Here is a 25,464-nt window from a genome sequence, read left to right as displayed (position 1 = left end):
AGTTATTATAATGCTGCCTTCCGCTGATTCGGCCCCGGCCCACGACCCGTACGCGGCCCTGCGGGTGCCCGATTTTCGCCGCCTGGTTTCGACCCGCACCTTGCTCACAGTGGCCACGCGCATTCAGGGGCTGGTGGTGAGCTGGCAGATTTACCACCTCACCGGTGACCCGCTGGCGCTGGGGCTCATCGGGCTGTCGGAGGCTATTCCGAGCATTGTGGTGTCGCTCTATGCCGGCTACGTGGCCGATACCGTGCGGCGCAAGCGCATTGTGGTGGCGGCGCTGGCGGTGCTGGTGCTGTGCGCGGCGGCCCTGGCGGCGCTGGCCAGCCCCTACGGCATTGGGCTGCTTGCCAAGGGGGCGCTGTATACGCTGCCGCTGTACGCGGTGATTTTTGTGAGTGGGCTGGCGCGGGGCTTTATGGGGCCGGCGCTGTTTTCGTTTATGCCGCAGCTGCTGCCCGACCGGGCGCTGCTGCCCAACGCCATTACCTGGAACAGCACCACGTACCAGGCCTCGGCGGTGCTGGGGCCGGCCGTGGGCGGGTTTCTGATTGAGCCGTTGGGCGTGGCCTGGTCCTACGCGGTGGGGCTGGGGCTGCTGCTGCTGGGCTTGGTGCAGTTTGCGCGCATTGCCGACCGGCCGCTGCCGCCCACCGAGGGCGAGCGCCTCAACCTGAAAGACAGCGTGCTGAGCGGCCTGCGTTTCATATTTGGCAACCAGCTGGTGCTGGCGGCGCTGTCGCTGGATATGTTCGCGGTGCTCTTTGGCGGGGCGGTGGCGCTGCTGCCGGTGTTTGCGTCGGATATTCTGAAAGTGGGCGCGCGCGGCTTCGGGCAGCTGGAGGCGGCGCCCGCCATTGGCTCAGTGCTGATGGCCGTTTTCCTGACGTACTACCCGCTGAAGCGCCGGGCCGGGTGGAAGCTGCTGGGCGCGGTGGCAGGATTCGGGCTGGCCACTATCTGCTTCGCGCTGTCGACCAACTTTTATCTGTCGCTGTTCCTGCTCTTCCTCACGGGCGTATTCGATTCGGTGTCGGTGATTGTGCGCTCCACGCTCATCCACGTCTACACGCCGGAGTACATGAAGGGCCGGGTGTCGGCCGTGAACAACATTTTTATTGGTTCCAGCAACGAGATTGGGGCCTTCGAGAGCGGCACGGCGGCGCGGCTGCTGGGCACGGTGCGCTCGGTGGTGTTTGGCGGGCTGATGACGCTGCTGGTGGTGGCCATCACCACCTGGAAAGCCGACAAGCTGCGCAAGTTGGAATCGGGCACGAAGTAGAACGCCGAAAGGCCGCTTACTCAATCGCAGAGCGTGGGTAAGTCTGGATTGGTGGCAAACTGAAACATGGTTTCCAGCTGTGCCAGCGTGGCCCGGTCGTTCGATAAGGGCAGGGCGGGCAGTTCGGCGCGATGTACCCAGCGCGCCTGCGCGGTTTCGGAGGTTTCGGCTTGCAGCGCGCCGCCGGTGGCCCGGCACAGCACGAAGGCCTTGTACACGTACCACGGCTGGGGCGGGTGGGCGTGGCGCTTCTTGTCGAGCAGGGCCAGCAGGCGCACGGCTTCGGTTTCGAGGCCGGTTTCTTCCAGCGTTTCCTTTACGGCCACCTCAAAAGGCGTGTAGCCGATGTCGGCCCAACCGCCGGGCAGGGTCCAGCGGTGGCCGTCCGATTTTTCCTGCACCAGCAGCATCTCGTCGGTCCCGCGAAAGAGGACGGCCCGCACGTCGACCTTGGGCGTGGGGTAGCTGGTTTCGTTGGCAAACAGCGCGTTGAGCTGAGCCACGGGCTCGCCGGTGAGCAGCGCCATCAGGCGCAAACTCAGGGCTTGTACTTCCTGGTAACGCTCGTGGTCGTAGGCGTGGGGCTCGTAGGCCAGGCCGGCCTGGGCAATGGCTTGCAGGCGTTGCGCAATGCTGAGAAAGTCAAAATCGGGATTCATTGATGGAAATATGACGCGGTAATCAGGCTGCGTCGCCGTCCAGTAACGCGGCGTATTGCGCGGGCGTGTCCACGTCAAGTAAGCCGGCCGGAAACGGCACCTGTTCCACCGTTTCACTATATGCGGCAATGAGACGACCCGCGCCGGCTTGGCCCTGCAACTTAAGCAACTCAGGAAACACTTTGTCGGCGAAGACGGCTGGGACGCCCAGCGTATCGCCATAGGCGGCGGCCACGATGGGCGCCCCGCTTTGCTGCTGCCGCTGCACCAGTGTTTGAAGTAACTCCGGCGTCAGGTGCGGCTGGTCGGAGAGCATGATGAGGACGGCGCACGGCTGCGCAGCCTGCACTGCCGCCAAGCCCGCACGAATGGAGGAAGCCATACCCGTTTCCCAATCTGGGTTATGCACGTCCTGAATTGGCAGGCCCGCTACTTCGGCGACTAAGGCTTCGTGCAACGCCCCAGTCACCAGCACGATGGGCGCGCAGCCGCTGGCTACGGCCGTTTTGGCGGCGTGGCGGAGTAGGGTGCGGCCGCGGTATGGCAGGAGCTGCTTGGGCTGGCCCATGCGGGTGGAGGCGCCGGCGGCCAGCAGGAGGAGGGCGACGGGGGTAGCGGTTTGCATTGGGTTCATCTTTGAACAAACCAGCACGTCATGCTGAGCTTGTCGAAGCATCTCTACTGGAATAGTAAATCCTCTCGATTGGATTACTCTCGCGGTAGAGATGCTTCGACTGCGCTCAGCATGACGTGCTGGTTTATTTGCGTCTAAATGGATTACTGCCCTACGCCGACTTCGTGCCCAGAATTTTATCCGGCGTAATCGGCAAATCGCGCACGCGTTTGCCGGTGGCGTGGAACACGGCGTTAGCCACGGCGGCTGAGACGCCCACCATGGAGATTTCGCCGATGCCCTTCACGCCCATGGCGTTGATGTAGGGGTCGTGCTCATCGATAAACTCCACGGTCATGTCCGGGATGTCGGCGTTCACGGGAATATGGTAGTCGCCGAGGTCGGCATTGGTGTAGCGGGCGTAGTGCGGGTCGCGGGCGGTGGCTTCCATCAGGGCCGCGCCGATGCCGAAAATGCTGCCGCCGATAATCTGGCTGCGGGCGGTTTTGGCGTTGAGGATGCGGCCCGCGCCGTGCACGCTCACCCAGCGCGTGACGCGCACGGTGCCCAAATCGGGGTCGACCTGCACCTCGCAGAAGTGCGCGCCGAAGGAGTGCATGGAGTGCTTGCCGGCCTCGTCCTTGTGGGCGTCGCTGGCGTTGGCGGCCGACTGCCCAGCCTCGTAGCCCGAACCGTACTTGCCCTGCCCGCTGCCTTCGATGTCATCAATGCCGGCGCGCTTCATCAGCGCCTTGAAGTCTTCGCCTTTCGAAGCGTCCTTCTTCAACTGCAGACGGCCGTTTTCCATCGCCACGTCTTCCGCTTTGGCCTTGAAAAGCGGGGATTTGGGGTCTTTGATGGCCATTTTGGTGAGGCGTTCCCACACATCCTGCGCGGCCATATAAACGGAAGACGACACCGTGCCCGCCGCCACCGAGCCGCCCGAGTTGGGAGCCGTGGGCAGCTTGGTATCGCCCAGCTCGAAGCGGATTTTGTCGGGCGCGAGGCCCAGCGAGTCGGCGGCTACCTGCGTCATCACGGTGTAGGTGCCGGTACCGAGGTCGGTGGCGCCCGCCTGCACCACGGCGTGGCCGTCGGCGTAGAGGCGCACGCGGGCGGTGCCCTGCGAGTTGTGCACCGGGTAGCTGGCCGTGGCCATGCCGTAACCCACCAGCAGGCGGCCGTTCTTGGTCACGCCGGCTTTGGGGTTGCGCTTGCTCCAGCCGAACAGCTCGGCGCCGCGGGCGTAGCATTGGCGCAGGCTTTTGCTGCTCCAGGGCTGGCCGGTGCTGGGGTCTTTCTCGGCGTAGTTGCGCAGGCGGATTTCGATGGGGTCGATGCCCAATTGGTAGGCCAAATCATCCATTGAAGACTCAATGGCGAACGAGCCCGGCGCTTCGCCGGGGGCGCGGGTGAAGGTGGACGTCATCACGTTGGCCCGGCCCAACTCGTAATGCGACTCGAACGTGGGGCATTCGTACAGCAGGTTGATGATTTTGCTGTTGGCCTCGGCATAGTTGTCCCAAGGCGAGGTGGTGGAGGTTTTCTCGTGGATGAGGGCCAGCAGCTTGCCTTCCTTGCTCGCGCCTAGCGTGAGGGTCTGGGTCTGGTCTTCGCGGTGGCCCATGCTCGTGAACTGCTGCGGACGCGTAAGCACCAGCTTCACCGGCCGACCCACCATCTTGGCCGCCTGCACCGTGAGCACGGTGTGCGGCCAGCACGAGCCCTTGCACCCAAAGCCCCCGCCCAAGAACTTGGTGATGACGCGCACCTGGTCCTGCGGCAGGCCCAAGTAGGCCGACAGCGCCTTCTGCGTGCGCGTCACGCCCTGGGTCGATTCGTACACTGTCACGCGGTCGGGCGCTTCCCAGATGGCGGTGGTGGCGCCCGGTTCCATGGGGTTGTGGTGGTTGATGGCGTGGGTGTACACGGCCGTCATCTTGATGGGCGCGCCGGCCAGGGCGGCGCGGGCGTCGCCGCGTCGGGTATAGCCGTCGGCTTTGCCATCCTGAATTTTCTCGGGGTTGAAAATCTGGGCGCGCTTGTCGGTGTAAGCGGCAATGGGCGCTTCGGCGGCGTAGTTCACGCGGATGAGCGCGGCGGCCTGGGTGGCGCGCTCGAAGGTATCAGCCACCACAAGGGCCACCGGCTGGCCGGCGTAGTAAATGACGTCCGAGGTCAGCGGCAGAAAGCCCATGGGCGCGCCGATGGCCTTTTTTCCCTCCGGGTCGTTGGGCGTTTTGGCCAGCTTGGGCAGGTTGAGGTGCGTGAGAATCTGCAGCACGCCGGGCTCTTTCATCGCCAGACTGGTGTCGATGCTCTGCACCCGGCCTTTGGCGATGGCGCTGGTTTTTAGCACGCCGTACACCAGGCCCGGCAGCGGGTATTCGGCCGAGTATTTGGCCTTGCCCATCACCTTGTCGCGCCCGTCCACGCGGTTCAGCGGCATGCCGACGACGCCGGGCTTGGGGGAGGTTTCGAAGAAAGCGGGTTCGTGGTCCATGAGAAATGAAAGCGGCAATTATGAACGATGTAGAGACGTGACATTTCGCGTCTCGGCGTTGGCTTCGTTGGTCTTAGTAGAACGTTTGGGCGTCGTCGTTCAATGAGGAGAAGCGAAGTGTCGCGTCTCTACACCATTTTGCGCCAACCTACGCCGCTGACAATTCCAGCAGGGCCCGCACCAGCGTATTCTGGGCCAGCTCTACTTTGAAGCGATTTTGCTCGCGGGGCTGGGCGTCGCGCACGGCGGCGGCGGCGGCGGCCCGGAAGGTGGCTTCCGTGGCCGGGGCGCCGGTCAGGATTTTCTCCGCCGCCAGGGAGCGCCAGGGCTTGGTGCCCACGCCGCCCAGCGCCACCCGCGCCGAGCGAATCTGCCCGCCCTGCACATCAAGCCCCACGGCGGCCGAGGCCAGCGCGAAGGCGTAGGAGGCGCGGTCGCGCACTTTCAGATACATCGACTTTTTGGCGTGGGCCGCCGCCGGAATGGTCACCGATACAATCAACTCGCCGGGTTCCAGCACGGTTTCGCGCTGGGGCGTGCTGCCGGGCACCACGTGGAAATCGACCAGCGGCACGCGGCGCTGCTTGCCCTTGGCGTTTTCCAAGAGCAGCACGGCATCCAGGGCAGCCAGGGCCACGCCAAGGTCGCCGGGATGGGTGGCGATGCAATCCTTGCTGCCGCCCAGAATGGCTAAGCCCCGGTTTTCGCCCTCCTGCGCGGGGCAGCCGGAGCCGGGCTGCCGCTTGTTGCACGGAAACGCCACGTCGCGGAAGTAGCCGCAGCGAGTGCGTTGGAGTAGGTTGCCGCCGATGCTGGCCATGTTGCGTAGCTGCGGGGAGGCCGCCTGCAGCAGCGCCTGCGAAATCATGGGGTAATTCTGCACCACCAGTGGGTGTTCGCCCACGTCGCTCATGCGCTCCAGCGCGCCAATGCGCAGACCCTCGGCGGTTTGCTCAATGCCTTTGAAGGGCACCATGTTGATGTCGACCAGCTCGGCGTGGTTTTCCACGTTGAGCTTCATCAAGTCGAGCACCGTGGTGCCGCCCGCAATGAAGGCCGCGCCCTTGGTGCCGGTCACGGCGGCGGTGGCATCTTTGGCCGTGGCGGTGGAGAGGTAGGAGAAGTTGTTCATTTTTTAGTCATTAGTCATGAGTATTAAGTAGTGAGTATTGGGAAGGAAACCTGGCCTCATCCGGCCATTCATCTCACTACTCAATACTTTCTACTCACTACTATTTTTACCCTTTAAACCCACTCTTCTCCACTTCGCGGATGGCGGCCACGATGTTGGGGTAGGCGCCGCAGCGGCAGAGGTTGCCGCTCATCCATTCGCGCACGTCGCCGTCGGTTTTGGCGTGGCCTTCTTTCAGGCAGGCCACGCCTGACATGAGCTGGCCCGGCGTGCAATAGCCGCACTGGAAGCCGTCGTGGTCGAGGAAGGCTTGCTGCAGCGGGTGCAGGTCTTCGCCTTTGGCCAGGCCCTCCACGGTGGTGATTTCCTTGCCCTGTGCCATCACGGCCAGGGTGAGGCAGCTGTTCACGCGGCGGCCGTCTACCAGCACGGTGCAGGCGCCGCACTGGCCGTGGTCGCAGCCCTTTTTCGAGCCGGTGAGGTCGAGCTTTTCGCGCAGCGCGTCAAGCAAGCTCACCCGCGGCTCGGCCTTGATGGTGCGCAGGGTGCCGTTCACTTTGAGGCGCATTTCGGTCACACCTTCCACTTTTTTGGCCATGGTGGTGAGGCGCTCGGCCTGGCCCACCAAGGGCGGCGCCAGGGCCAGCCCCAGCAGCCCCGAGGCTTGCTTGATGAAGGTGCGGCGGCCGTCGTTGGGCTCCAGGTCGTCGGGGCCGGTGGGGGAGGGGAGGAAATCGTCAGTCATAGCGCGAGGGGATTAGCCGGGCTAGTAATACTTGATTCATCCCGTAATTGTTGGCAGAACGCCCTGGCTTATTTGCCGGATAAAGAGCGGTTTGAATAGTGCACTATGGTAGGTTTTCGATATTCGAACGACTGTGGTGGCCTCGGTTTCGATGGCGGTATTCACACCGCTATTGCGCTACCGTCTCTATTCGCAGCGCACGTAGGGCCGCATTTTCTCCCAGTCGGCCGGTTTGAGGGTGGGCATCTGCTTCAAATCCTCGACCGACTTGAACGGGCCGTGCTGCTGGCGGTAGGCCACGATGAGTCGCGCCCGGGGCTTGCCGATGTAGGGCTGCAGATACAGCTCGTCGAAGCTGGCAGTATTCACGTTCACCGTTTTGGGGGCGAAGCCTGACGCCACAAAAGTGTATTTCTTGAGGCTGTCGCGCAGGTCGGGGGCATCGCGCAGCACAAACACCTCGTCCAGCTGGTCTTCGCGCACGTAGCCGCCCAGTTGGTTGCGGTACTTCACTACCCATTTCGCCCGACCCGCGCCGATGCCGCGAATCTGCATCAACTGCGTGGTATCGGCCGTGTTCAGGTCGAAGGGCTGGAGGTTGCGGGGCTTACGCGGGAATTTTGAGGGAGTGGCATCGCCGGAAGCGAAGGGCGGAAATTTGCCATCGGGCCCGGGCCGTTTGGCGGCGTAGTCGCGCTTTGGCGCCTCGTCGGGCAGCTGCATAAACGGGGCCAGGCGCTGGTACACCGAGTCTTCCAGCCCGTACATTTTCTTCATCTGCACCTTGGCCTTGAAGCCGCCCGCCGCCTGGCCGTACTTCACCATGCGCGCCGCTACGAAATGCGGAACCCCACGCGCTTCCCAGTCTTCTGCCGTCAGGGCATTGGGGTCGAAAGGGCTGAGGCGCACTTGCGGCACGGCTGGGTAGCGCGGGCTTCGGCGCTCATATTTTCGGTACTCTCGCTTCGGAAAGCGCAAGGCAAAGCCCTGTTCTACAGTACGGTGCTCTTTTAGTTGAGTGGCCAGCTCATCAACGCCCTTTTGGTCGGCGGCCGGCAGGTAGGTGGGCAGCTCCGGCCGCAGCAGAATGGGCGCCAAAATGGTGAGCAGCATGATGACCAGCAGCCCAGCCAGGCCCCGGGCCTCGCCGCGCGAGTAGCCGAAGGAGCGCCGTATCCAGCGCATCGGGGCCGAGTTTTCCCAGGACCACGGGGGCCGGGATGGGGGAGGAGGTGCCATAGGCGGGCGGGGCCGGCTAGCGGCCCAAGGGGGTAGAACCAGAGCAGACAGCCAACCCCTTAGGCCAGCTTATGCGCAATGATAGGAATAAATCTATCGGTTCTGCTATGGGACGTGTTGTTCCGTGCCTAGCTGCGTGTGCGCGTGATGCTGGGCGTGCGGCTGGCCTTGCGGGAGGGGCCGGGCCGCTTCACCGTGACGGGCAGCGGGCCTCCGGGCAACTTGGTTTCTTGAGCTATCCAGGTGTGCACGAGCTTCAGTGCCTCGGGCGAGAAAACGGCTTGCGGGGCCGCGTTCACCAACGGCCACTGGGCCGGCGGGGCCTGAAACAGGTGGTTGACGCCGGTGAGCTTGTAGGACGTAGCGGTGCGGTTGGCGTGGCGCAGCGCCTTATAGAGCGGCGTCATATTGCGCCGGGCCGATACCTGCAAGTCGGCCGTGCCATTGAGCAGCAGCACCGAGCACTGCACCTTGTCGAGCTTGGCCTGCGGGTCGAAATCAAAGAAATAACGAGCCCAGGGCGAGGTGAGCTGCACGGCGCGGGCCCGGGCCATGCCGCCGTCGAGGCCCAGGTTGGCCCCGGCCAGCAGCGCGGCCACCTTGGTGCGGGCCGCAGCGTTGTCGGGCGTCTGGCGGATGACGCTCACCGTGCGCTGGTACACGTCCTGCGCGGCCTTCACCTGGGCCGGGTCGGCCCCGATGAGGCGCATTATTTCGCCTTGCTGGCGCAGCAGCACGTCGTAGCCCGTTTGCCCGTAGCCGGCCAGCGACACCACAAACGCCGGCGCCCGGCCGGCCCCAGCCGCCGCCAGCAGGGCCACGTTGGCCCCTTCGCCGTGCCCCAGCAGCCCCACGCGGTGCGCCGACACCAGCGGGTTGGCGCGCAGGCAGGCCAGCGCGGCCTGGGCATCGGTCACCAGGTCGGCGGTGGTGGCGTTGGCGTAGGTGCCGCCCGATTTGCCCACGCCCCGGTCGTCGAAGCGTAGCACGGCCACGCCGTGGCGGGTGAGGTAATCGGCCAGCTGGCCAAACATGCGGTAGCCAGGCACTTCCACCTCCCGGCTCTGCGGGCCCGAGTCGGACAGCAGCACTACGCCCGCAAACGGGCCCTCGCCGGCGGGCACCGTGAGGGTGCCCGCCAGGCGCTGTTTGGTGGTGGGGTTGGTGAAGGTGACGTCGGTTTGGCGATAAGGCGGCGTGGCTTTGAACTTGGTGGCGGCCTGGGTCGAGGCGATGGCCCGTTTCAGCACCATCGGGGCGGTCACGCCGGGCTGCTTCCAGGTGCCGCTGAGGGTGGCCCCGTCGTCCTGAATTTTGCCCACGAAGCTGCTGCCCGCTTGCTCGATGCGCAGCGTCAGGTTGTCGTCTTTCACTTCCACTTCCACCGGCATGCGGCTGATGCGCTGCTGGGGCGCGTCGAGGGCGGCGTAGTATGTGCCGTTGGTGAGCGGCACAATGGTGATGACAATGGTGATTTCGCCCCCTAGCAGCTTCAGGGGCCCCCGCCACTGGCCATTGAGTGGGGCCGGATTCAGTGGGGCTGCCAAGGCACCTGAGAATTGGATAACAAGAGCAAGAAAAAATAATGCGGTCTGTATAAATCTTGTCATGGAATCAGACAATAAAACGAATGCCAAATGGCTTATTGAGGTAAAGTTATAGTGAAAAGTACAACATGGGTATTTGAAAGCGACAGAAAGTAAACCTTGAAATACCCAATTGAGCAATAAGAAAGGCCGCCCGGGTAGAGCGGCCTTAAGTAGTCATTGCCAACTGTAGTGCTTGGCTATTTCCGGGTTTGCTGCCCAATCCAGTCGCCGATAACCTGGAGCGCCGCGGGCGAAAAGGTTTCTTCAATGGTACCGTATTCGTCCGGCCCGCCGGTGGTGGCTGTCTGGAAAAGATGGTTGAGGCCGGGCATTTCCTTCACGGTCACGTCGCGGTTGTTGGCGGCTTTGAGGGCGGCGGCGGTAGCGGCCAGGTTTTGCGTGGCGGGCACCTGCCGGTCCTTGCTGCCGCCGAGGGCCAGCACCGGGCAATGCACTTTGCTCAGCGTTTGGGCGGGGCGGTCAGCCAGCAGGTGGCGGTAGTCGGGCGAGGTGAGCAGGGGCAGCTGCGGCTCCACCTGCGCGGCCAGCTGCGGGCTGATGGCGGTGTAATAAGCCAGCAGCTTGGTTTTGGCCTGCGCGTCGTCGGCGTTGTTCTGAATAATATCGGTCATGGCGCGCTGCATTTTTTCGGTGGTGGCCAGTTGCGCGGCGTCGGTGGTTTGCAGGCGGGCCAGGGCTAGCGACTGCTGCACAATCAACTCATCGCCCGGCAGCGCCGGTGAGGCCAGCAGCACCAGGAAATCGGGCCCCGCCGGCGCAATGGCCGCCCCAATGGCCGCCGTGCCGCCCTGGCTGTGGCCCAGCGCGCCCACCTGGTTTTTGCGGATACCGGGCTGGGCGCGCAGCCAGGCCAGCGCGGCCTGGGCATCGGTGGTGTAGTCGGCGCTGGTGCTGCCTTTGAGGGTGCCGCCGCTCTGGCCCACGCCCCGGTCGTCGAAGCGCAGCACGGCCACGCCGTGGCGGGTGAGGTAGTCGGCCAGCACGGCAAAGGGCTGGTGGCCCAGAACGGTTTCGTTGCGGTCTTCCGGCCCCGAACCGGTGAGCAGCACTACGGCCGGAAACGGGCCTTTGCCAGCGGGCACGGTGTAGGTGCCGGCCAGGGTGATGCCGGCTTTCTCGTTGCGAAAAGTCACGTCGGCCGATTGGTAGGGGAAGGGCGGCTGCGGCGTCTGGGGGCGCTTGGGGCCGGTGGTTTTGGCGGTGACGTTACCCGCGCGGCTGAGCGTGAGCGGAAACGAGCGCAGGCCCTGCTGCCACTCACCCACCAGCTGCTGCCCATCGGCCGAGCGGCGGCCGGCAAACTGCGCGGCCACGGGTTGGCGCAGGCGCAGATACACGCTGTCGGCCGGTGTGGTGAACTGCAGCACCAGCCCGTTGGCGTGCTGGGCCGGAATGTCCAGCGTAGCCGTGCGCGGCCCGCCGGCCGGGTCGGTGAGGTGAGCGGTGAATTCCAGCGGACCGAGTGTGCCGGTCCAGTCGCCGGTAAGGCTGGACCGGGCCGGTTGGGCGCAGGCGCTGGGGAAACTGAGCAGGGCGGCAGCGGCGGTGGCGAGGAGGAAACGGGTAAAGTTGGGCATGGAAGAGAGTTGGTTAGATGACGCTGCAATGGTACGAAGATAATTAGACAAATTTCTAATTATTAAAAAACAAGTTTCCGGTGTAGCCACTATTTCGTTTGGTACCGGGCTTTATATTCAATTCGTGAAAAGCCTTTTTCTCTTGATAACCGTTTTGCTGGCATTGATATCAAAAGCTGCCGGACAGACTGCCGTGCCAGCACCTGCCGACTTAGCCGACTTAATCGTAACGGCCGAGATAATTGGGTACGCCCCGAATGCCTCGCCCCATCTGAAAGAAGAGCACCCAAGAATTGTACTTTATGCACAGATGACCATCCGCAATACCACGAACCACGTCCGTGATATTTTCATGATGAGTTGCGACTGGCCGAGCTTTTGGATTGCCAAGGGACCGCGCGGCCTGTTTCATGCCGCTATGCAGCCAAGGTGTGATAAAAATGCACCAACCGTTGTGTCGATTCCAGTGGGCGAAGCGGCGATATTTAGATGCCCGTTGCTGCTCATAAGCGGGGATGCTGGTGAAGCTCAAAAGCAAGACAGCACGCATTTCTTCAAACTGGGCTTTCTGGATTTTGGCCCAAATTTTGAAGATTTCAGCTATGCCAGCGTAAGGTTAGGGTATGAGGATGACGGGCGGCGTTCGAAAAAATCGAAGAAAAGAAACACAACCAAAAAGGCAAGACCTCCCAAGGTTTACTGGAGCGATTTAGTGAGCAACAGAATCAATTTGTTGAAAGCCAAAGAAATAAATGGCGACAGTCGCTACTTCAGCTACTATGTGACGCGTTGCATTGCCGAAGCTTCCATCGCCCTCCGCCCCGGCCGTACCTTCGTACTCTCAGCAAATGCCCGCGGCCGAAACCTTCCGGCCCGGTTTGGCTGTTAGTTTGTTTATGCCCAAAAAAGACGCTTTGCAAGTTTCGGCCCCCGCCGACAACGCCATTGATAACCTCGACCCGCGCGAATTTATCCTCATCAAAAACGCCCGGGTTCACAACCTCAAAAACCTCAGCGTGGCCCTGCCGCGCAATCAGTTCATCGTTGTCACGGGCCTCTCGGGCTCGGGCAAATCCAGCCTCGCCTTCGATACGCTTTACGCTGAAGGCCAGCGCATGTACGTGGAAAGCCTGAGCAGCTACGCCCGCCAGTTTCTGGGCCGCATGGACAAGCCCGACGTGGACTACATCCGGGGCATTTCGCCGGCCATCGCCATCGAGCAGAAGGTCAGCATCAAGAACAACCGCTCGACGGTGGGCACCAGCACCGAGATTTACGACTACCTCAAACTGCTGTTTGCGCGGGTGGGCAAAACGTATTCGCCCGTCAGCGGCGAGCAGGTGCGCAAGGACAACGTGGCCGATGTGGTCGATTTCCTGGCCGCGCAGCCCGAGGGTACCCGCGCCATGATTCTGGCCCCGCTGCACCGCCCCGACCCGACGCGCGCCATGAGCAAGGAGCTGGATTTGCTGCTGCAAAAAGGCTACAGCCGCGTGGTGGTGAACGGCGAAACCGCCCAGATTGAGGACCTGATAGGGGAGGGCCGGCCCGAAGTGAAGGGCGACGTGTACATCATGATTGACCGCGCCGTGCTGCGCCCCGACGACGAGGACCTGCTTTTCCGCTTGTCGGACTCGGTGCAAACCGCGTTTTTCGAAGGCCACGGCACCTGCCTAGTGCAGATGTCCGGCGCCGACCGCGAGCCCGAAACTCGCACCTTCTCCGACAAATTTGAGCTTGACGGCATTACGTTTGAAGAGCCCAGCGTCAACTTCTTCTCCTTCAACAACCCCTACGGCGCCTGCCAGACCTGCGAGGGCTTCGGCTCGGTGCTGGGCATCGACGAGGATTTGGTGATTCCCGACAAGAGCCTGACGGTGTACGAAGGTGCGATTGCGCCCTGGCGCACCGAAAAGCAGGGCGAGTGGCTGAAGCCGCTGCTGAAAAACGGCATCCGCTTCGATTTCCCCATCCACCGCCCCTACAACGAGCTGAGCGAGGCCGAGCAGCGCTTGCTCTGGACCGGCAACAAGCACTTCCAGGGCCTCGATTCCTACTTCAAGTGGGTGAGCGAGCAGACCCACAAAATCCAGTACCGCGTGCTGCAAAGCCGCTACCGGGGCCGCACCACCTGCCCCGACTGCCGCGGCACCCGCCTGCGTAAAGATGCGCAGTACGTGAAGATTGACGGCCGCAGCATTGCCGACATCGTGCTGCTGCCCATTTCGGAAGCGCTGAAATTCTTCGAAAACATGCCCCTGAGCGAGCACGACGCCAAAGTGGCCGAACGCCTTGTGACGGAAATCACCAACCGCCTCGGCTACCTCAACCGCGTGGGCCTGGGCTACCTGACGCTGAACCGTCTGAGCAACACGCTGAGCGGCGGCGAAAGCCAGCGCATCTCGCTGGCCACCTCGCTGGGTTCAGCGCTGGTAGGCTCGATGTACGTGTTGGATGAACCATCGATTGGCCTGCACCCCAAGGATGCGGAGCAGCTCATCGGCGTGCTGCGCTCCTTGCAGCAGCTCGGCAATACAGTGGTGGTGGTGGAGCACGAGGAAAAGATGATGGAGGCCGCCGACCAGATTATCGACATCGGCCCCGAAGCCGGCAGCGGCGGCGGCAACCTCATGTTTCAGGGCACTATGGAAGCCTTGCTGCAGGACACCAGCACCTACACCGGCCAGTATCTGAGCGGCCGCATGGAAGTGCCCGTACCCAAGGTGCGCCGCCCCTGGCGCAACGCCCTGGAGCTGACCGGCGCCCGCGAAAACAACCTTAAAAACGTGAGCGTGAAGCTGCCGCTGGGCGTGATGACCGTCGTTACCGGCGTGTCGGGCTCGGGCAAAAGCACGCTCATCAAGCGCATTCTGGCCCCGGCTTTGATGAAGATGCTGGGCGGCGGCGCGGGCGAAAGTACCGGCAAGTTCGACCGCCTCACCGGCGTGAACGGGCAGGTGTCGCACGTCGAGTTCGTGGACCAGAACCCCATCGGCAAGTCGTCGCGCTCCAACCCCGTTACCTACGTGAAGGCCTACGATGCCATCCGGACGCTGTTTTCGGAGCAGCCGCTGGCCAAAGCGCGGGGGCTCAAGCCGTCGCACTTTAGCTTCAACGTGGACGGTGGGCGCTGCGAGGTGTGCCAGGGCGAGGGCCAGGTGAAAATCGAGATGCAGTTCATGGCCGATATTTACCTGACCTGCGAGGGCTGCGGCGGCCACAAATTCAAGCAGGACATTCTGGAGATTAAATACCAGGACAAGAGCATCGATGAGGTGCTGGAAATGACGGTGACGGACGCCGTGCAGTTCTTCCAGCTCCACCCCAAAGTGGCCGAGCGCCTCAAGCCCTTGGAGGACGTGGGCCTGGGCTACATCCGCCTCGGGCAGTCGGCCAATACGCTGAGCGGCGGCGAGGCCCAGCGCGTGAAGCTGGCCAGCTTCCTCACCAAAGGCGCTACGCTGCAGCAGGATAAGATTCTGTTCATCTTCGACGAGCCCAGCACCGGCCTGCACTTCCACGACATTGCCAAGCTGCTAGGCGCACTCACCGCGCTGATTGAGCAGGGTAACTCGGTGCTCATCATCGAGCACAATGTCGACATCATCAAGTGCGCCGACTGGATTATCGACCTCGGCCCCGAGGGTGGGCTAAATGGCGGCCACCTGCTCTTCGAAGGCACGCCGGAGGACATGGTGAAGCTGAAGGACACCAACCACACCGCCCGCTTCCTGGCCGATAAGGTGTAATTTTGAAGCTGGTTGAGGCGGCAACGGTCGGGCTAAAGCGGGAATCAATTCGTTTTTAGCCCGACCGTTGCGCATCAGGTTGTTTCAGTCAGGCATGTGTTTCAATTATTGAACAGTATCAATTCTCAATGAAGAAAAAGTTACTCTGGGTATTATTGGGCTGCTTGTTAGGCCAACATGTCAACGCACAAAACCTGAACAGCGGCCTGCTGGGCCGTTTTCCGTTCGATGGCATCACCACCTACGCCACCGGCAACATGAGCACCAACAGCGCCACCAACGCGGGTTACGGCCCCGACCGGCGCAACCAGCCCAATGCCGCCCTGCAGCTTGGTGGCACCGGCGAAGTATGGATTTTGCCCAACGGCCTGCTCAGCTTCGGCACCACCGGCGACTTTAGCTTCTCGGTGGCTTTCCGGACGTTGTCATCGGCCACGCAGGCATTTTTCAGCAACCAGGGCTACTACTCGGCCAGCGGCAACACGGGCACCGGCGCGCGCGGCTGGAGCCTGGGCTTCGACAATGCCCAGGTAGGCAAGGTGTACTTCAACTTGGTGGCCGCCAGCTCCTACAACGGCAACTTGGGCCTGGCCACCCAAAGCTCCTTCAACGACGGCCAGTGGCACACGGCCACTGCCACGGTGAACCGCGGCACCCGCCAAATCGTGCTGTACGTGGATGGCGTGGCCCAGCCGCTCACCTACGTGTCGTCGCGGCCCGACTACGGCACCATCAGCGGCACGGTGTTTCAGCTCACCACCACGTCCACCATGTTTGTCGACCTCAACCCCGGCTACAGCCCCAGCCGTACCGGAGTTCTAACTGATGCCAACCGCTTCGGCCTCAACTTCAACGGCAGCCTCGATGAAGCCCGCTTCTACAACCGGGCCGTGACGGCCGCCGAAGCCCAGGCCCTGCACACGCTAGCCCTGGCCGCCGTGACCGCCCGCCCGGCTGGTGCCCAGGTGCAGGTGTTCCCTAACCCGGCGCCGGGTGGCAGCCTCACGGTGCGTCTGTCACCCGCACTGAGTGGGGCGCCGCTGAGCGTATACACGGTCCTGGGCCAGCGGGTGCACCCCAACGTGCAACCCGGAGCCGGCTCCGACGTGCAACTGAGCGGCCTGGCCCCCGGCCTCTACCTGCTGGTGGTGCAAGGTGCCGCCACTACGCTCAGCCAGCGTTTTCAGGTTGGCGGATAGTGCTGGCTGTCAATAACCGGGCTGATTGTAAAAGCTCAGGTGTTAGTTTTTGATGAAGAAAGTGTAACGTTGTAGCCCCAAGCGCCGCGCCGCGAGCAACGGGCGGCAATTGTTTCCAGTATTGAATGGAAATAAGCCTGCATTTCGGCGCGCAGGTTGGGGCGCCGCGTGTTTAATCCAACTTGCTCACTGGCACGTAGGTAATACCACCCACCCTTCTGCACAATGCCCACCACCGTCACCGCCCCTGACCAATACGCTGCCCCAAGAGCCACCGCTGCCGGCTTTGCCTGGCGCTGGCTCACTGCTTTATCCATCTGGAGCACTGTTTTCGTAAATTATTACGCCAATACCCATCCCTTCAATGGCCAGACCATGGGGCAGGTGTCGGCCAAATACCCCACGCTGCTCACGCCGGCGGGGTACGCGTTCAGTATATGGGGGCTGATATTCCTAGGGTTGGTGGTGTATTCGGTGTGGCAACTGCTGCCGGCTCAGCAGAAGCTGTCGTTGCCCGACGCTGTGGCCAAACCGCTTACACTGGCTTGCTTGGGTACCAGCGCCTGGGTAGTGCTATTTGCCCACGAGATGATTTTGCCCAGCGTAGGCGTGATGCTGCTTATCCTTATCGGCGTGGCCGTGGCCTACGGCCGGGTGCGCCGCCGCATTTTTGCCGAGGCCGCCCCAGCCTGGGTGGGCGTGCCCTTCTCGCTGTTTCTGGGCTGGATTTCGGTGGCTTCCGTCATCAACCTCACTATTGGTATCCGGCAGCTGGGCTGGCAAACGGCCGAAGGCGTTTCGGTGGTGCTCACCTTGAGTCTGCTGTTTATCATTGTGATACTGGCCCTGATAATGAGCCGTGTATTTCGCGACCTAGTGTTTCCGCTGGTGGTGGCTTGGGCGCTGGCGTGGCTCTGGGTGGCCCGCCTGCACGAGGTGCCCGAGCTGGGCTGGGCCGCGCTGGCCGGCGCGGTGGTGTGCATTGTGCTGGGCTTCACGCTGTCGCGCGTGGGCGGCCGCAAAACGCCCTGGCAGCTGCGCGACGAGGCCGCCAAAGCCATTGAGGCCGAGATTGCCGCCCGCAACGCGGCCAGCCAAAAACGCTAAGGCGGCGGGGCGCCCGGCCGGCGGTTTGGCCCGTAGCTTTGCGACGAACTCCCACTTAATTCGCCCCGCTTAGTATGCGCCAAAACCTCGTTGCCGGCAACTGGAAAATGAATCTGACCTACCAGGAAGGCCTTGCCCTGGTAGAAGAAATTGTTCGATTGAACGCAGCCGGCACCGGGCCGGAAGTGGTGGTTTGCCCGCCGTTCCCGTTCCTGCAGGGCGTGGGCCAGGCCCTGCCGCAGGGCGGCAAGCTGCACCTCGGCGCCCAAAACTGCCACCAGAAAGAAAGCGGCGCCTTCACCGGCGAAGTCTCGGCCAAAATGCTGGCTTCGGTGGGCTGCGAATATGTCATTCTGGGCCACTCGGAGCGCCGCCAGTATTTTGGCGAGGACGATGAGCTGCTGAGCCAGAAGCTGAAAGCCGCCCTGGCCGCCAGTCTGAAACCCATTTTCTGCGTGGGCGAGTCGCTGGACACCCGCGAGGCCGACGAGACGTTCGACTTCATTGGCCAGCAGCTGGCTTCGGGCCTGTTCCACCTCAGCAACGAGGAGTTTGCGCATGTCACTGTGGCTTATGAGCCCATCTGGGCCATTGGCACGGGCCGCACCGCCACCAGCGCCCAGGCGCAGGAGGTGCACGCCTTCATCCGCGAGCAGATTGCCCGCGCCTACGACGCCGAAGCGGCCCTGAATACCACCATTCTCTACGGCGGCTCGGCCAACGCGCAAAACGCGCGCGAGCTGTTTTCGCAGCCCGATGTGGACGGCGGCCTGATTGGCGGCGCCTCGCTGAAAGCGGCTGACTTTACGACAATTATTCAGTCGTTTTAAAGAAGGGTTGAATTTTTAGGGTTGAGGGTCGAGTTGAAAAGCACAACGCGGCACTGCATTTTACATTCAACCTTCCACATTCAAAACTCAACACTTCCTCCCCCGATGCTCTCCGTCATCCTCACCTTCCTGCTGGCCTTGCTGCCCGCCAAAAGCCCAGCCGCCGGCCCGCTGGAGCCGTGCCGCATCTTCGGCTCGGTGTACCTCGAAACCGACCCTGGCCGGCGCAGCTACTGCTACGGCACGGTGTACGTGGAGCCCGAGGAGGCCTTTGCCGATGTGCTGGTTTTCAAGGAGAACAACAAGCTTTTTGCCGACAAGGCTGGCCTGTGGGCCGACGCCCCTGCCCGCAACTTCGCCGACTACGTGCTACTGGTAGTAACGGACCGCAGCCGCGCCGATTTCAGCATTCACTACACCAAAGTGCGGTCGTTTGCGGGCTGCAAATCGAACAACTAGACCAAGCCTCGTGTGACCAGAACGTCATGCTGAGCGCAGCCGAAGTATCTCTCCCGGGTAGGTAACTAATTACTATTGCGAGAGAGATGCTTCGGCTGCGCTCAGCATGACGTTCTACTTTTACGACGTTTTGATTTCTACCCAGTTCATGGAATTATCCCTACAAAACCTCACAAAATCCTTCGGCCCGAAAACCGTGCTGCGCGACGTGAGTCTGACCGCAACCACCGGCATGTGCGTGGGCGTGCTGGGCCGCAACGGCGCCGGCAAAAGCACGCTCTTCAACTTGCTCACAAATGTACTGCTGCCCGACAGCGGCCAGATGCTGCTCGACGCCCAGCCACTGGGCGAGACATTCCCCGTGGCCGTGAAGCGCCGCATGGGTGCGCTGGTGAACCAAGCCTATTTGGTGGAGCAGCTCACGCCGGAGGAATACCTGCGCTTCGTGGCGCGCATCTATGACCTGCCCGATGCCCAGACCCGCATCGAGAGCCTGCTGAGGCACTTGTTGGAAGACTACGACGCCGTGCGCACCAAGCGCATCAGCTCATTCTCGACGGGTATGAAGCAGAAAGTGGCTATTGCCTCCTGCCTGTTGCACCGGCCCGAACTGCTGATTCTGGACGAGCCCTTCAACGGCCTCGACGTGTTTTCGGCCGAGAGCGTGCTCTCGCTGCTGAACAGCTACCGGCCGCAGGCCCTCACTTTCGTGTCGTCGCACAACCTGGCGCACATTGAGAAAGTGGCTACCCACCTGCTCGTCATCGACGAGAGCGAGGTGAAGTACTGGGGTTCGATGCACGACTTCCTGAGCGGCGAGCAAGCCTTCCTCGGCGATGCCCTGCTCCAGCTCATTCACCCCGCCGCCAACACCGCTCAGGACCTGACATGGCTGACTACGCAACGCTAGGGCACTTTCTGCCCTACCTGCTGGGGCGCCGCCTGCAGGCCGTGCTCTGGCCCGACAGCGTGCCGGGCCGCATTTCGTCCCTGTTTGTGCTGGTGCTGATGATGGGCTATGGTGCCGGCTTCGGCGTGATGCTGAACCACAGCGACTCGGAGAAGGTGGCCGAAATGCTACCCCCGCTGCTGATTGGCGTGAATGCCAGCTTGCTGGTATCGGCGCTGCTGGTCGATTTTCTGCCCATGCTGCGGCCCGTGACGCGGCCTCTGCCGGAGCATTTCCCCGTCTCGGCCCGCCAGAACGTATTCACCGCCTTTTTGCTGGATTTGATTACGCTGCGGCGGCTTATCATCGTGGCGGCGCTGCTGGTGGCGCTGGCCGTAGCGCCGCGGCATGCGCTGGTGCCGGGCTTCACGCTGCTGCTGGTGCTGGGTGCGGCGGCGCTGAGCTTCAACGTGCGGCTGCTGTTTGCCCTGCGGCGCGGGTGGCACCCGCTGCTGGCCCTGCACGCCAGCAGCCTAGCTCTGATGCTGTGGTGGCTAGCGCACCCCACCGCCCCATACCACACGGCCTTGGGCGTGGGCATGGCGCTGCTGCCATGGGCACTGTGGGCGGCTCAGCTTTACTGGCTGGCCCCCTACTTTAGTGCCCGCTACCTGCCCGTTGAAACCGGCGCTACTTCCAGTGAAACGCTGGCCCGCCTGCCGCTGGAGTGGAAAGTATACGCCCGCAAAACGTGGATGCCGCTGCTCATCGGCCTGCTCTTCAAGGTGGGCATGGTGGGCGCCACGGGCCTGTTTCTTATCGATGAAAACGGGGATTTTGAGAGCCAGGGCTTTTTCTATTTCGCCTTTCTGCCCGTCATCGGCTTCACCTACGCCAACAACAACCTATTCGGCTACTTGGGCCCGTTTGTGGCCAATGAGCTGCAGCGATTGGGGCTCACTTCGCGCCTGCTGGTACTGTATGCGCGCATTGTGGGGCCGGTGGTGCTGATTGATTGCCTGCTGTCGGCCGCCTTGCTGTTGGGCTTGTATCCGGCCCGGCATTGGCCGCTGCTGGGGCTGCTGCCACTGAGCGCGGCGGCCTTCAGCAGCCTGGGCTTGTGGGGCAGTCTCTACCAGGCCAAGCCGGTGGCCGGGGCGGTTGATTTTGGCGCTTTGCGCAACAATGCGTCGCGGGTGATGAGCTTGTGTACCATCGGCTTGGCGGCGCTGCTCTACTTCATTCCGTGGTGGTGGCTGCGCATTCTGCTGGCGGGGCTGGTCACGGTGTCGGCCGCGTGGCCTGTGCGCGAGGTGCTGCGCAACAACGGCGAGCTGCGCCGCAGCCTCTGGCGCGGCATCGGGGCCTGAGTTTTTGGGGCGACCTTTGTGGTCTAGAATGGGAAAAGAACAGTAACAGAACGTCATGCTGAGCGCAGCCGAAGCATCTCTACCGCAATACTAAACCTGATTAGTTGCGCAGTAGAGATGCTTCGGCTGCGCTCAGCATGACGGCTTTTTACATCTTTGTTCTCCATTCCCCAATCTTCCTTCTCAATTCCTTACCTAACCCAAATGGATTTTATTGAACTGACCGTAGAAGCCCCGCGCGAGATGGCCGACATTCTCGTGGCTGAGCTGGCCGAAGTAGGCTTCGACACTTTTGAGGACACCGATGAAGGCTTTCGCGCCTATACCACCGAAGAGGTTTTCAACCCCGATGCCGTGGAGGAAATCATGGCGCGCTACTCGGGTATTGGCGATTTGAACCACTCACACCGTGTCATCACCCGCCAGAACTGGAACGCCGAGTGGGAGAAGAATTTCCAGCCCCTCATCATCGCCGAGCGAGTGTCGGTGAGGGCGCCGTTCCACCCCGAGCCGGCCGGCGTCGACTACGACATCGTGATTATGCCGCGCATGTCGTTCGGCACGGGCCACCACGAAACCACGGCGCTGATGATTGAAAACCAGCTGGATGTAAACCATAAAGGCCTGCGGGTGCTGGACATGGGCACCGGCACCGGCATTCTGGCCATCCTGGCCGAGATGCTGGGCGCCCGCCAGGTGTTGGCCGTCGATACCGAGCCTTGGACCGTGGAAAACGCCCGCGACAACGCCGCCGAAAACCAGTGCCACAACATCAAGTGCCGCCTGGGTGGCGTCGAGACACTCGCCAACGAGGAGCCTTTCGACTTGATTCTGGCCAACATCAACCGCAACGTGCTGCTCGAAGACATGCACGAGTATGCCCGCCTGCTGCCCAGCGGCCGGCCCATCCTGTTCAGCGGCTTCTACGAGGAAGACCTGCCGAAAATTCAGGCCGAGGCCAGCAAGCACGGCCTGCGCTACCAGCGCCACCGCACATTGCGCAGCTGGGTGTCGGCTCTTTTTGAGAAGGAGTAGCGTGAGGGTCGGATGAAGGGCAGATGATGGCATCGTTGCCGGGAACGATTGCGCGAATAAAAAGCCGCCGGGCAGCAGTTGCCGGGCCTTTAAAGCGTAATATTTATAGGGGAATTGCCGGGTTTTGCTGCCGTTTGGAGACGGTGGCGCCCGGCAGTTTTCCCTTCGACTCCCAACCTTCCCGCAATGATTTTTTTCTTCCCTCGCACTGTTTCTTCTCTCTCCCGGGCGCGCCTAGGGCTAAGCCTGCTGGCCACGGTGGGCGGCCTGGCGGCGGCCGCTCCGGCCCAAGCGCAGCAGCTGGCTTTCCCCGGCGTGGAAGGGGCCGGCCGCTTCGTGACCGGCGGCCGGGGCCGGACTTCGACGCCCACCACGGTGTTTGAAGTGACCAGCCTGGCCGATACCAACACCCAGGGCACGCTGCGCTACGCCATCAGCCAGTCGGCTACGGCGGCACCGTTTCGCACCATCGTGTTTCGGGTGTGCGGCACCATCCACCTCACTGCCCGGATGAACATTCCGGCTAATACCACCATTGCGGGCCAGACGGCCCCAGGCGACGGCATCTGCATTGCCGACCGCCAGGTGACGGTGAACGGCAACAACGTGATTATCCGCTTCGTGCGCTTCCGCACCGGCGATTCCTACCCGCAGCAAACCGGCATCGGCATGACCAACGGCAACGGCGACGAAGATGCCCTGAGCAGCACCGAGCGCAAGAACATTGTGATTGACCACTGCACCATGAGCTGGAGCATGGACGAAGCTTTCACCTTCTATGGCGCCACCAACGACTCGATGACCCTGCAGTGGAACCTGATTTCGGAGCCGCTGAACTACTCCTACCACTTCGAAACCGGTGACACCGACTACGAGCGCCACGGCTACGGCGGCATCTGGGGCGGCCGGCGGGCCACGTTTCACCACAACCTGTTTGCCCACTGCGTGAGCCGCACCCCGCGCTGGAACGGCACCCGCTACGGCGCCGCCATCGGCTCGGAAAACTGCGATTTCCGCAATAACGTCATCTACAACTGGGGCGCCGGCGCCAACGCCTACGGCGGCGAGGGCGGCAACTACAACATGGTGAACAATTACTACAAGTACGGCCCCACCACCGGCACCAGCACCACCAACCGCTCGCGGGTGTTTCAAGCGTACAAGCAGACCACGGCGCCGGTGCTGCCTTACCCGCAGCTGTACATCGCTGGTAACTACGTAGATGGCAGCCCCACGGTGACGGCTGCCAACTGGAAAGGGGTGTCGATGAACGGCGGCACTGCCGCCGATACGGTTCAATCGAAAGTAACCACGCCCTTCAACGTGGCCCCCCTGAACACCCAAACGGCCCAGGCCGCCTACGCCTCGGTGCTGCAGGGCGTGGGCTGCGTGCTGCCCGTGCGCGACCCGCTCGACCAGCGCATCATCAACGACGTGCAGAACCGCACCGGGGCCGTTATCGACGTGCAGGGCGGATTCCCGCACGGCACGCCCATCAGCACCTCGCAGGTGGCCTGGCCGGTGCTCACCTGCGGCGCCGCGCCCGTCGATTCCGACCACGACGGCATGCCCGATGCGTACGAATTGAACAACGGCCTCGCGCCCTTGAACCCCGCCGACCGCCAATTCATCGCCGCTAACGGCTACACCAACCTCGAAAACTATCTCAACGGCCTCGTCACCGTCGTGACGGCCAGCAAGCCTACCGGCGCCAACGTGACGCCGCTGCAGCTTTATCCCAACCCTGCCAGCGAGCAGCTGACGGTGATGCACCCGCGGGCCACGGCCGCCGCCCGCCTCACGGTGTACAACTTCGTGGGCCAGCGCGTGGCCACGCTCACGCCTACTGCGGGCGGCGTTGCTACGCCGGTCAATCTGGGGTCTTTAGCTAAAGGCAACTACCTGGTGGTGTACACCGATGCCGACGTGAGCCTAACGGCGAAGTGCACGCGGGAGTAGAGCAGTAATGGAATAAACAGAACGTCATGCTGAGCGCAGCCGAAGCATCTCTACCGCGCAACTAATTTGATTTAGTGCAGCAGTAGAGATGCTTCGGCTGCGCTCAGCATGACGTTCTGTTTTAAAACCGTTTCTCCGTTAACTCACCACCTTCGCCAGCGGGCGCGACGACTCGCGCACGACCAGCGTGGTGGGCAGCTTCATGGTGCTGGGGCCGGTGCTTTTGTGTTTGCGCTCGATAAGCTCGATGAGGCGCTCGGCGGCGAGCTGGCCGATTTCCTGAGCCGGTTGCGTCACGGTACTCAAGGGCGGGTTGAGCAGGTGGGCCGACTGCGAGTTGGTGAAGCTGAGCAGCGCCACCTGACCGGGCACGTCGATGCCGCGCTGGCGCAGGGCGCCCAGGCAGCCCAGGGCGAGGCGGTCGGAGGCCGTGAAAAACGCATCCGGGGGCGGGGAGAGGGCCAGCAGCTCGTCGACGAGGGGCCCGGCCTCGTCGGGGCCGAAAGTGCCGTAGCGCACCAGATTTTCGTCGTAGGGCACGCCGTACTGCTCCAGGGCGGCGCGGTAGCCGGCCAGGCGCTCCTGCGCAATGCTGAGATAGGGCGGAATGGTGAGGTGGGCAATACGCCGCCGGCCGGTTTGGAGCAGGTGCGACGTAGCGGCGTAGGCCCCGCCAAAGTTGTCGGCCACCACCTGCGTCACGGGCAGCTCGGCGGCCACGCGGTCAAAAAGCACCAGCGGCATGCCCTGGTCGATGAGGGCTTGCAGGTGCTTCACGTCGGAGGTTTCGCTGGAGAGCGAGAGTAGCAGGCCATCGACGCGGCGCGACACGGCTTGCTGCACATTGGCCACCTCGCGCTCGTAGCTTTCGTGCGTCTGGAAAATGATGACGTGGTAGCCGCGGTTGTAGGCAATGGCCTCGATGCCGTTGATGGCCTGCGAAAAGAAGTTGTTCGCAATCTGGGGCACGATGACGGCCAGGGCCTTGCTGCTGCTGCCCTTCAGGCTGAGGGCAATGGGGTTGGGGCGGTAGTTGAGCCGTTCGGCATACTCCATCACCAGCCGCTTCGTTTCGGGGCTGATTTCGTAGCTGTCGCGCAGGGCCCTGGACACCGTCGAAGTCGACAGGTTGAGGGCATGCGCAATATCCTTGATGGTGACGGGGTCCAAGCGCGTTGAGAAAGGAAGTAAGAAAAACGGCGGTGGTCGAAACGGCCGGCCCACATGAAGCTAGCAGATTGGCATCCCGAATAGTTTCATCCGGCAAAAAGCCTGCTAGCCACCGCCCGACGTGCCGTTGCCGGGCGCCCCACCAAGGGGCCGGGGCCGCCGCTCACTCCTTCAAAAAGTCTTCATCGGGCCAATCCGGATACAAGAGTAACGAAAATCTGGCTAAGTCGCGCGAGAAGAGGCGCAGAACTCGACCAAACCCTGCATTTCGCCGACCTCGCCGCGCCGGTCGGCTTCATGGCGTCGCCATCTTTGTGGCCTAATCTCGCGGGTA

20 protein-coding genes are annotated in these 25,464 nt (G+C 62.6%); 11 read left to right on the top strand and 9 right to left on the bottom strand.

The window, feature by feature from the left end; all coding sequences use genetic code 11:
- Nucleotides 1–10: 10 nt before the first annotated feature.
- On the top strand, nucleotides 11–1,285 hold the full coding sequence (locus tag Q5H92_RS18345; protein WP_305013014.1) for an MFS transporter: 1,275 nt from the start codon (nucleotides 11–13) through the stop codon (nucleotides 1,283–1,285).
- Nucleotides 1,286–1,305: 20 nt separating this feature from the next.
- On the opposite strand, the gene Q5H92_RS18340 is transcribed toward Q5H92_RS18345, so the two are convergent.
- The 8 genes from Q5H92_RS18340 to Q5H92_RS18305 form a co-directional block, all read right to left on the bottom strand.
- Entirely contained in the window at nucleotides 1,306–1,944 is a 639-nt protein-coding gene (locus Q5H92_RS18340; RefSeq protein WP_305013013.1) for an NUDIX hydrolase, read from the bottom strand.
- A gap of 22 nt (nucleotides 1,945–1,966) precedes the next feature.
- A complete protein-coding gene (locus tag Q5H92_RS18335) occupies nucleotides 1,967–2,569 on the bottom strand; it encodes a nucleotidyltransferase family protein (RefSeq protein ID WP_305013012.1) in 603 nt (200 codons plus the stop codon).
- 160 nt (nucleotides 2,570–2,729) lie between these two features.
- Nucleotides 2,730–5,060, bottom strand: coding sequence for a xanthine dehydrogenase family protein molybdopterin-binding subunit (locus Q5H92_RS18330; RefSeq protein ID WP_305013011.1), 2,331 nt, complete (start codon nucleotides 5,058–5,060; stop codon nucleotides 2,730–2,732).
- Between the two features lie 148 nt (nucleotides 5,061–5,208).
- Nucleotides 5,209–6,192, bottom strand: a complete 984-nt coding sequence (locus tag Q5H92_RS18325) for an FAD binding domain-containing protein (protein WP_305013010.1) — start codon at nucleotides 6,190–6,192, stop codon at nucleotides 5,209–5,211.
- Nucleotides 6,193–6,298: 106 nt separating this feature from the next.
- Complete coding sequence (locus Q5H92_RS18320) at nucleotides 6,299–6,937, bottom strand: (2Fe-2S)-binding protein (RefSeq protein WP_305013009.1); 639 nt, start codon at nucleotides 6,935–6,937, stop codon at nucleotides 6,299–6,301.
- A 186-nt stretch (nucleotides 6,938–7,123) separates the two neighbouring features.
- Entirely contained in the window at nucleotides 7,124–8,122 is a 999-nt protein-coding gene (locus tag Q5H92_RS18315; protein WP_305013008.1) for a ComEA family DNA-binding protein, read from the bottom strand.
- Between the two features lie 182 nt (nucleotides 8,123–8,304).
- On the bottom strand, nucleotides 8,305–9,723 hold the full coding sequence (locus Q5H92_RS18310) for an alpha/beta hydrolase family protein (RefSeq protein WP_305013007.1): 1,419 nt from the start codon (nucleotides 9,721–9,723) through the stop codon (nucleotides 8,305–8,307).
- 239 nt (nucleotides 9,724–9,962) lie between these two features.
- Nucleotides 9,963–11,363 carry an alpha/beta hydrolase gene (locus tag Q5H92_RS18305; RefSeq protein WP_305013006.1) on the bottom strand — a complete coding sequence of 467 codons (1,401 nt, stop codon included), beginning with the start codon at nucleotides 11,361–11,363 and terminating at the stop codon, nucleotides 9,963–9,965.
- Nucleotides 11,364–11,487: 124 nt separating this feature from the next.
- Between Q5H92_RS18305 and Q5H92_RS18300 the strand changes: the two genes are divergently transcribed.
- From Q5H92_RS18300 to Q5H92_RS18255, 10 genes are all read left to right on the top strand, one after another.
- Entirely contained in the window at nucleotides 11,488–12,252 is a 765-nt protein-coding gene (locus Q5H92_RS18300; RefSeq protein ID WP_305013005.1) for a hypothetical protein, read from the top strand.
- Nucleotides 12,253–12,259: 7 nt separating this feature from the next.
- Nucleotides 12,260–15,112, top strand: coding sequence for an excinuclease ABC subunit UvrA (gene uvrA, locus Q5H92_RS18295; RefSeq protein ID WP_305013004.1), 2,853 nt, complete (start codon nucleotides 12,260–12,262; stop codon nucleotides 15,110–15,112).
- A 164-nt stretch (nucleotides 15,113–15,276) separates the two neighbouring features.
- Nucleotides 15,277–16,311 (top strand): LamG-like jellyroll fold domain-containing protein, encoded by a 1,035-nt coding sequence (locus Q5H92_RS18290; RefSeq protein WP_305013003.1) that lies wholly within the window; start codon nucleotides 15,277–15,279, stop codon nucleotides 16,309–16,311.
- 225 nt (nucleotides 16,312–16,536) lie between these two features.
- A complete protein-coding gene (locus Q5H92_RS18285) occupies nucleotides 16,537–17,418 on the top strand; it encodes a TspO-related membrane protein (RefSeq protein WP_305013002.1) in 882 nt (293 codons plus the stop codon).
- A gap of 74 nt (nucleotides 17,419–17,492) precedes the next feature.
- Nucleotides 17,493–18,248: a triose-phosphate isomerase gene (gene tpiA, locus Q5H92_RS18280; protein ID WP_305013001.1), complete on the top strand. Its 756-nt coding sequence runs from the start codon at nucleotides 17,493–17,495 to the stop codon at nucleotides 18,246–18,248.
- A gap of 105 nt (nucleotides 18,249–18,353) precedes the next feature.
- Complete coding sequence (locus Q5H92_RS18275) at nucleotides 18,354–18,707, top strand: 7(1) septoil knot domain-containing protein (RefSeq protein WP_305013000.1); 354 nt, start codon at nucleotides 18,354–18,356, stop codon at nucleotides 18,705–18,707.
- A gap of 148 nt (nucleotides 18,708–18,855) precedes the next feature.
- Nucleotides 18,856–19,617, top strand: a complete 762-nt coding sequence (locus tag Q5H92_RS18270) for an ABC transporter ATP-binding protein (RefSeq protein ID WP_305012999.1) — start codon at nucleotides 18,856–18,858, stop codon at nucleotides 19,615–19,617.
- Nucleotides 19,596–20,966 carry a hypothetical protein gene (locus Q5H92_RS18265; RefSeq protein WP_305012998.1) on the top strand — a complete coding sequence of 457 codons (1,371 nt, stop codon included), beginning with the start codon at nucleotides 19,596–19,598 and terminating at the stop codon, nucleotides 20,964–20,966. The genes Q5H92_RS18270 and Q5H92_RS18265 overlap by 22 nt, the downstream gene beginning before the upstream one ends.
- Before the next feature lie 204 nt (nucleotides 20,967–21,170).
- Nucleotides 21,171–22,001, top strand: a complete 831-nt coding sequence (gene prmA / locus Q5H92_RS18260; RefSeq protein ID WP_305012997.1) for a 50S ribosomal protein L11 methyltransferase — start codon at nucleotides 21,171–21,173, stop codon at nucleotides 21,999–22,001.
- A 186-nt stretch (nucleotides 22,002–22,187) separates the two neighbouring features.
- Complete coding sequence (locus Q5H92_RS18255; RefSeq protein ID WP_305012996.1) at nucleotides 22,188–23,960, top strand: T9SS type A sorting domain-containing protein; 1,773 nt, start codon at nucleotides 22,188–22,190, stop codon at nucleotides 23,958–23,960.
- Between the two features lie 138 nt (nucleotides 23,961–24,098).
- Here Q5H92_RS18255 and Q5H92_RS18250 read toward each other — a convergent pair whose 3' ends face one another.
- On the bottom strand, nucleotides 24,099–25,130 hold the full coding sequence (locus Q5H92_RS18250) for a LacI family DNA-binding transcriptional regulator (protein WP_305012995.1): 1,032 nt from the start codon (nucleotides 25,128–25,130) through the stop codon (nucleotides 24,099–24,101).
- Nucleotides 25,131–25,464: the final 334 nt, after the last annotated feature.

The sequence above is a fragment of the Hymenobacter mellowenesis genome, from assembly GCF_030581005.1.
Lineage (GTDB): Bacteria > Bacteroidota > Bacteroidia > Cytophagales > Hymenobacteraceae > Hymenobacter > Hymenobacter mellowenesis.
This window is presented reverse-complemented; position numbering and strand designations above follow the sequence as displayed.

What these genes read in the sequence shown, in the direction of transcription:
- Q5H92_RS18345 (WP_305013014.1), top strand. Translation starts at nt 11, where the DNA reads ATGCTGCCTTCCGCTGATTCGGCCCCGGCCCACGACCCGTACGCGGCC.
- Q5H92_RS18315 (WP_305013008.1), bottom strand. Translation starts at nt 8,122, where the DNA reads ATGCGCTGGATACGGCGCTCCTTCGGCTACTCGCGCGGCGAGGCCCGG.
- Q5H92_RS18255 (WP_305012996.1), top strand. Translation starts at nt 22,188, where the DNA reads ATGATTTTTTTCTTCCCTCGCACTGTTTCTTCTCTCTCCCGGGCGCGC.
- Q5H92_RS18270 (WP_305012999.1), top strand. Translation starts at nt 18,856, where the DNA reads ATGGAATTATCCCTACAAAACCTCACAAAATCCTTCGGCCCGAAAACC.
- Q5H92_RS18330 (WP_305013011.1), bottom strand. Translation starts at nt 5,060, where the DNA reads ATGGACCACGAACCCGCTTTCTTCGAAACCTCCCCCAAGCCCGGCGTC.
- Q5H92_RS18335 (WP_305013012.1), bottom strand. Translation starts at nt 2,569, where the DNA reads ATGCAAACCGCTACCCCCGTCGCCCTCCTCCTGCTGGCCGCCGGCGCC.
- Q5H92_RS18340 (WP_305013013.1), bottom strand. Translation starts at nt 1,944, where the DNA reads ATGAATCCCGATTTTGACTTTCTCAGCATTGCGCAACGCCTGCAAGCC.
- Q5H92_RS18275 (WP_305013000.1), top strand. Translation starts at nt 18,354, where the DNA reads ATGCTCTCCGTCATCCTCACCTTCCTGCTGGCCTTGCTGCCCGCCAAA.
- Q5H92_RS18265 (WP_305012998.1), top strand. Translation starts at nt 19,596, where the DNA reads ATGGCTGACTACGCAACGCTAGGGCACTTTCTGCCCTACCTGCTGGGG.
- tpiA (WP_305013001.1), top strand. Translation starts at nt 17,493, where the DNA reads ATGCGCCAAAACCTCGTTGCCGGCAACTGGAAAATGAATCTGACCTAC.
- Q5H92_RS18285 (WP_305013002.1), top strand. Translation starts at nt 16,537, where the DNA reads ATGCCCACCACCGTCACCGCCCCTGACCAATACGCTGCCCCAAGAGCC.
- uvrA (WP_305013004.1), top strand. Translation starts at nt 12,260, where the DNA reads ATGCCCAAAAAAGACGCTTTGCAAGTTTCGGCCCCCGCCGACAACGCC.
- prmA (WP_305012997.1), top strand. Translation starts at nt 21,171, where the DNA reads ATGGATTTTATTGAACTGACCGTAGAAGCCCCGCGCGAGATGGCCGAC.
- Q5H92_RS18325 (WP_305013010.1), bottom strand. Translation starts at nt 6,192, where the DNA reads ATGAACAACTTCTCCTACCTCTCCACCGCCACGGCCAAAGATGCCACC.
- Q5H92_RS18305 (WP_305013006.1), bottom strand. Translation starts at nt 11,363, where the DNA reads ATGCCCAACTTTACCCGTTTCCTCCTCGCCACCGCCGCTGCCGCCCTG.
- Q5H92_RS18320 (WP_305013009.1), bottom strand. Translation starts at nt 6,937, where the DNA reads ATGACTGACGATTTCCTCCCCTCCCCCACCGGCCCCGACGACCTGGAG.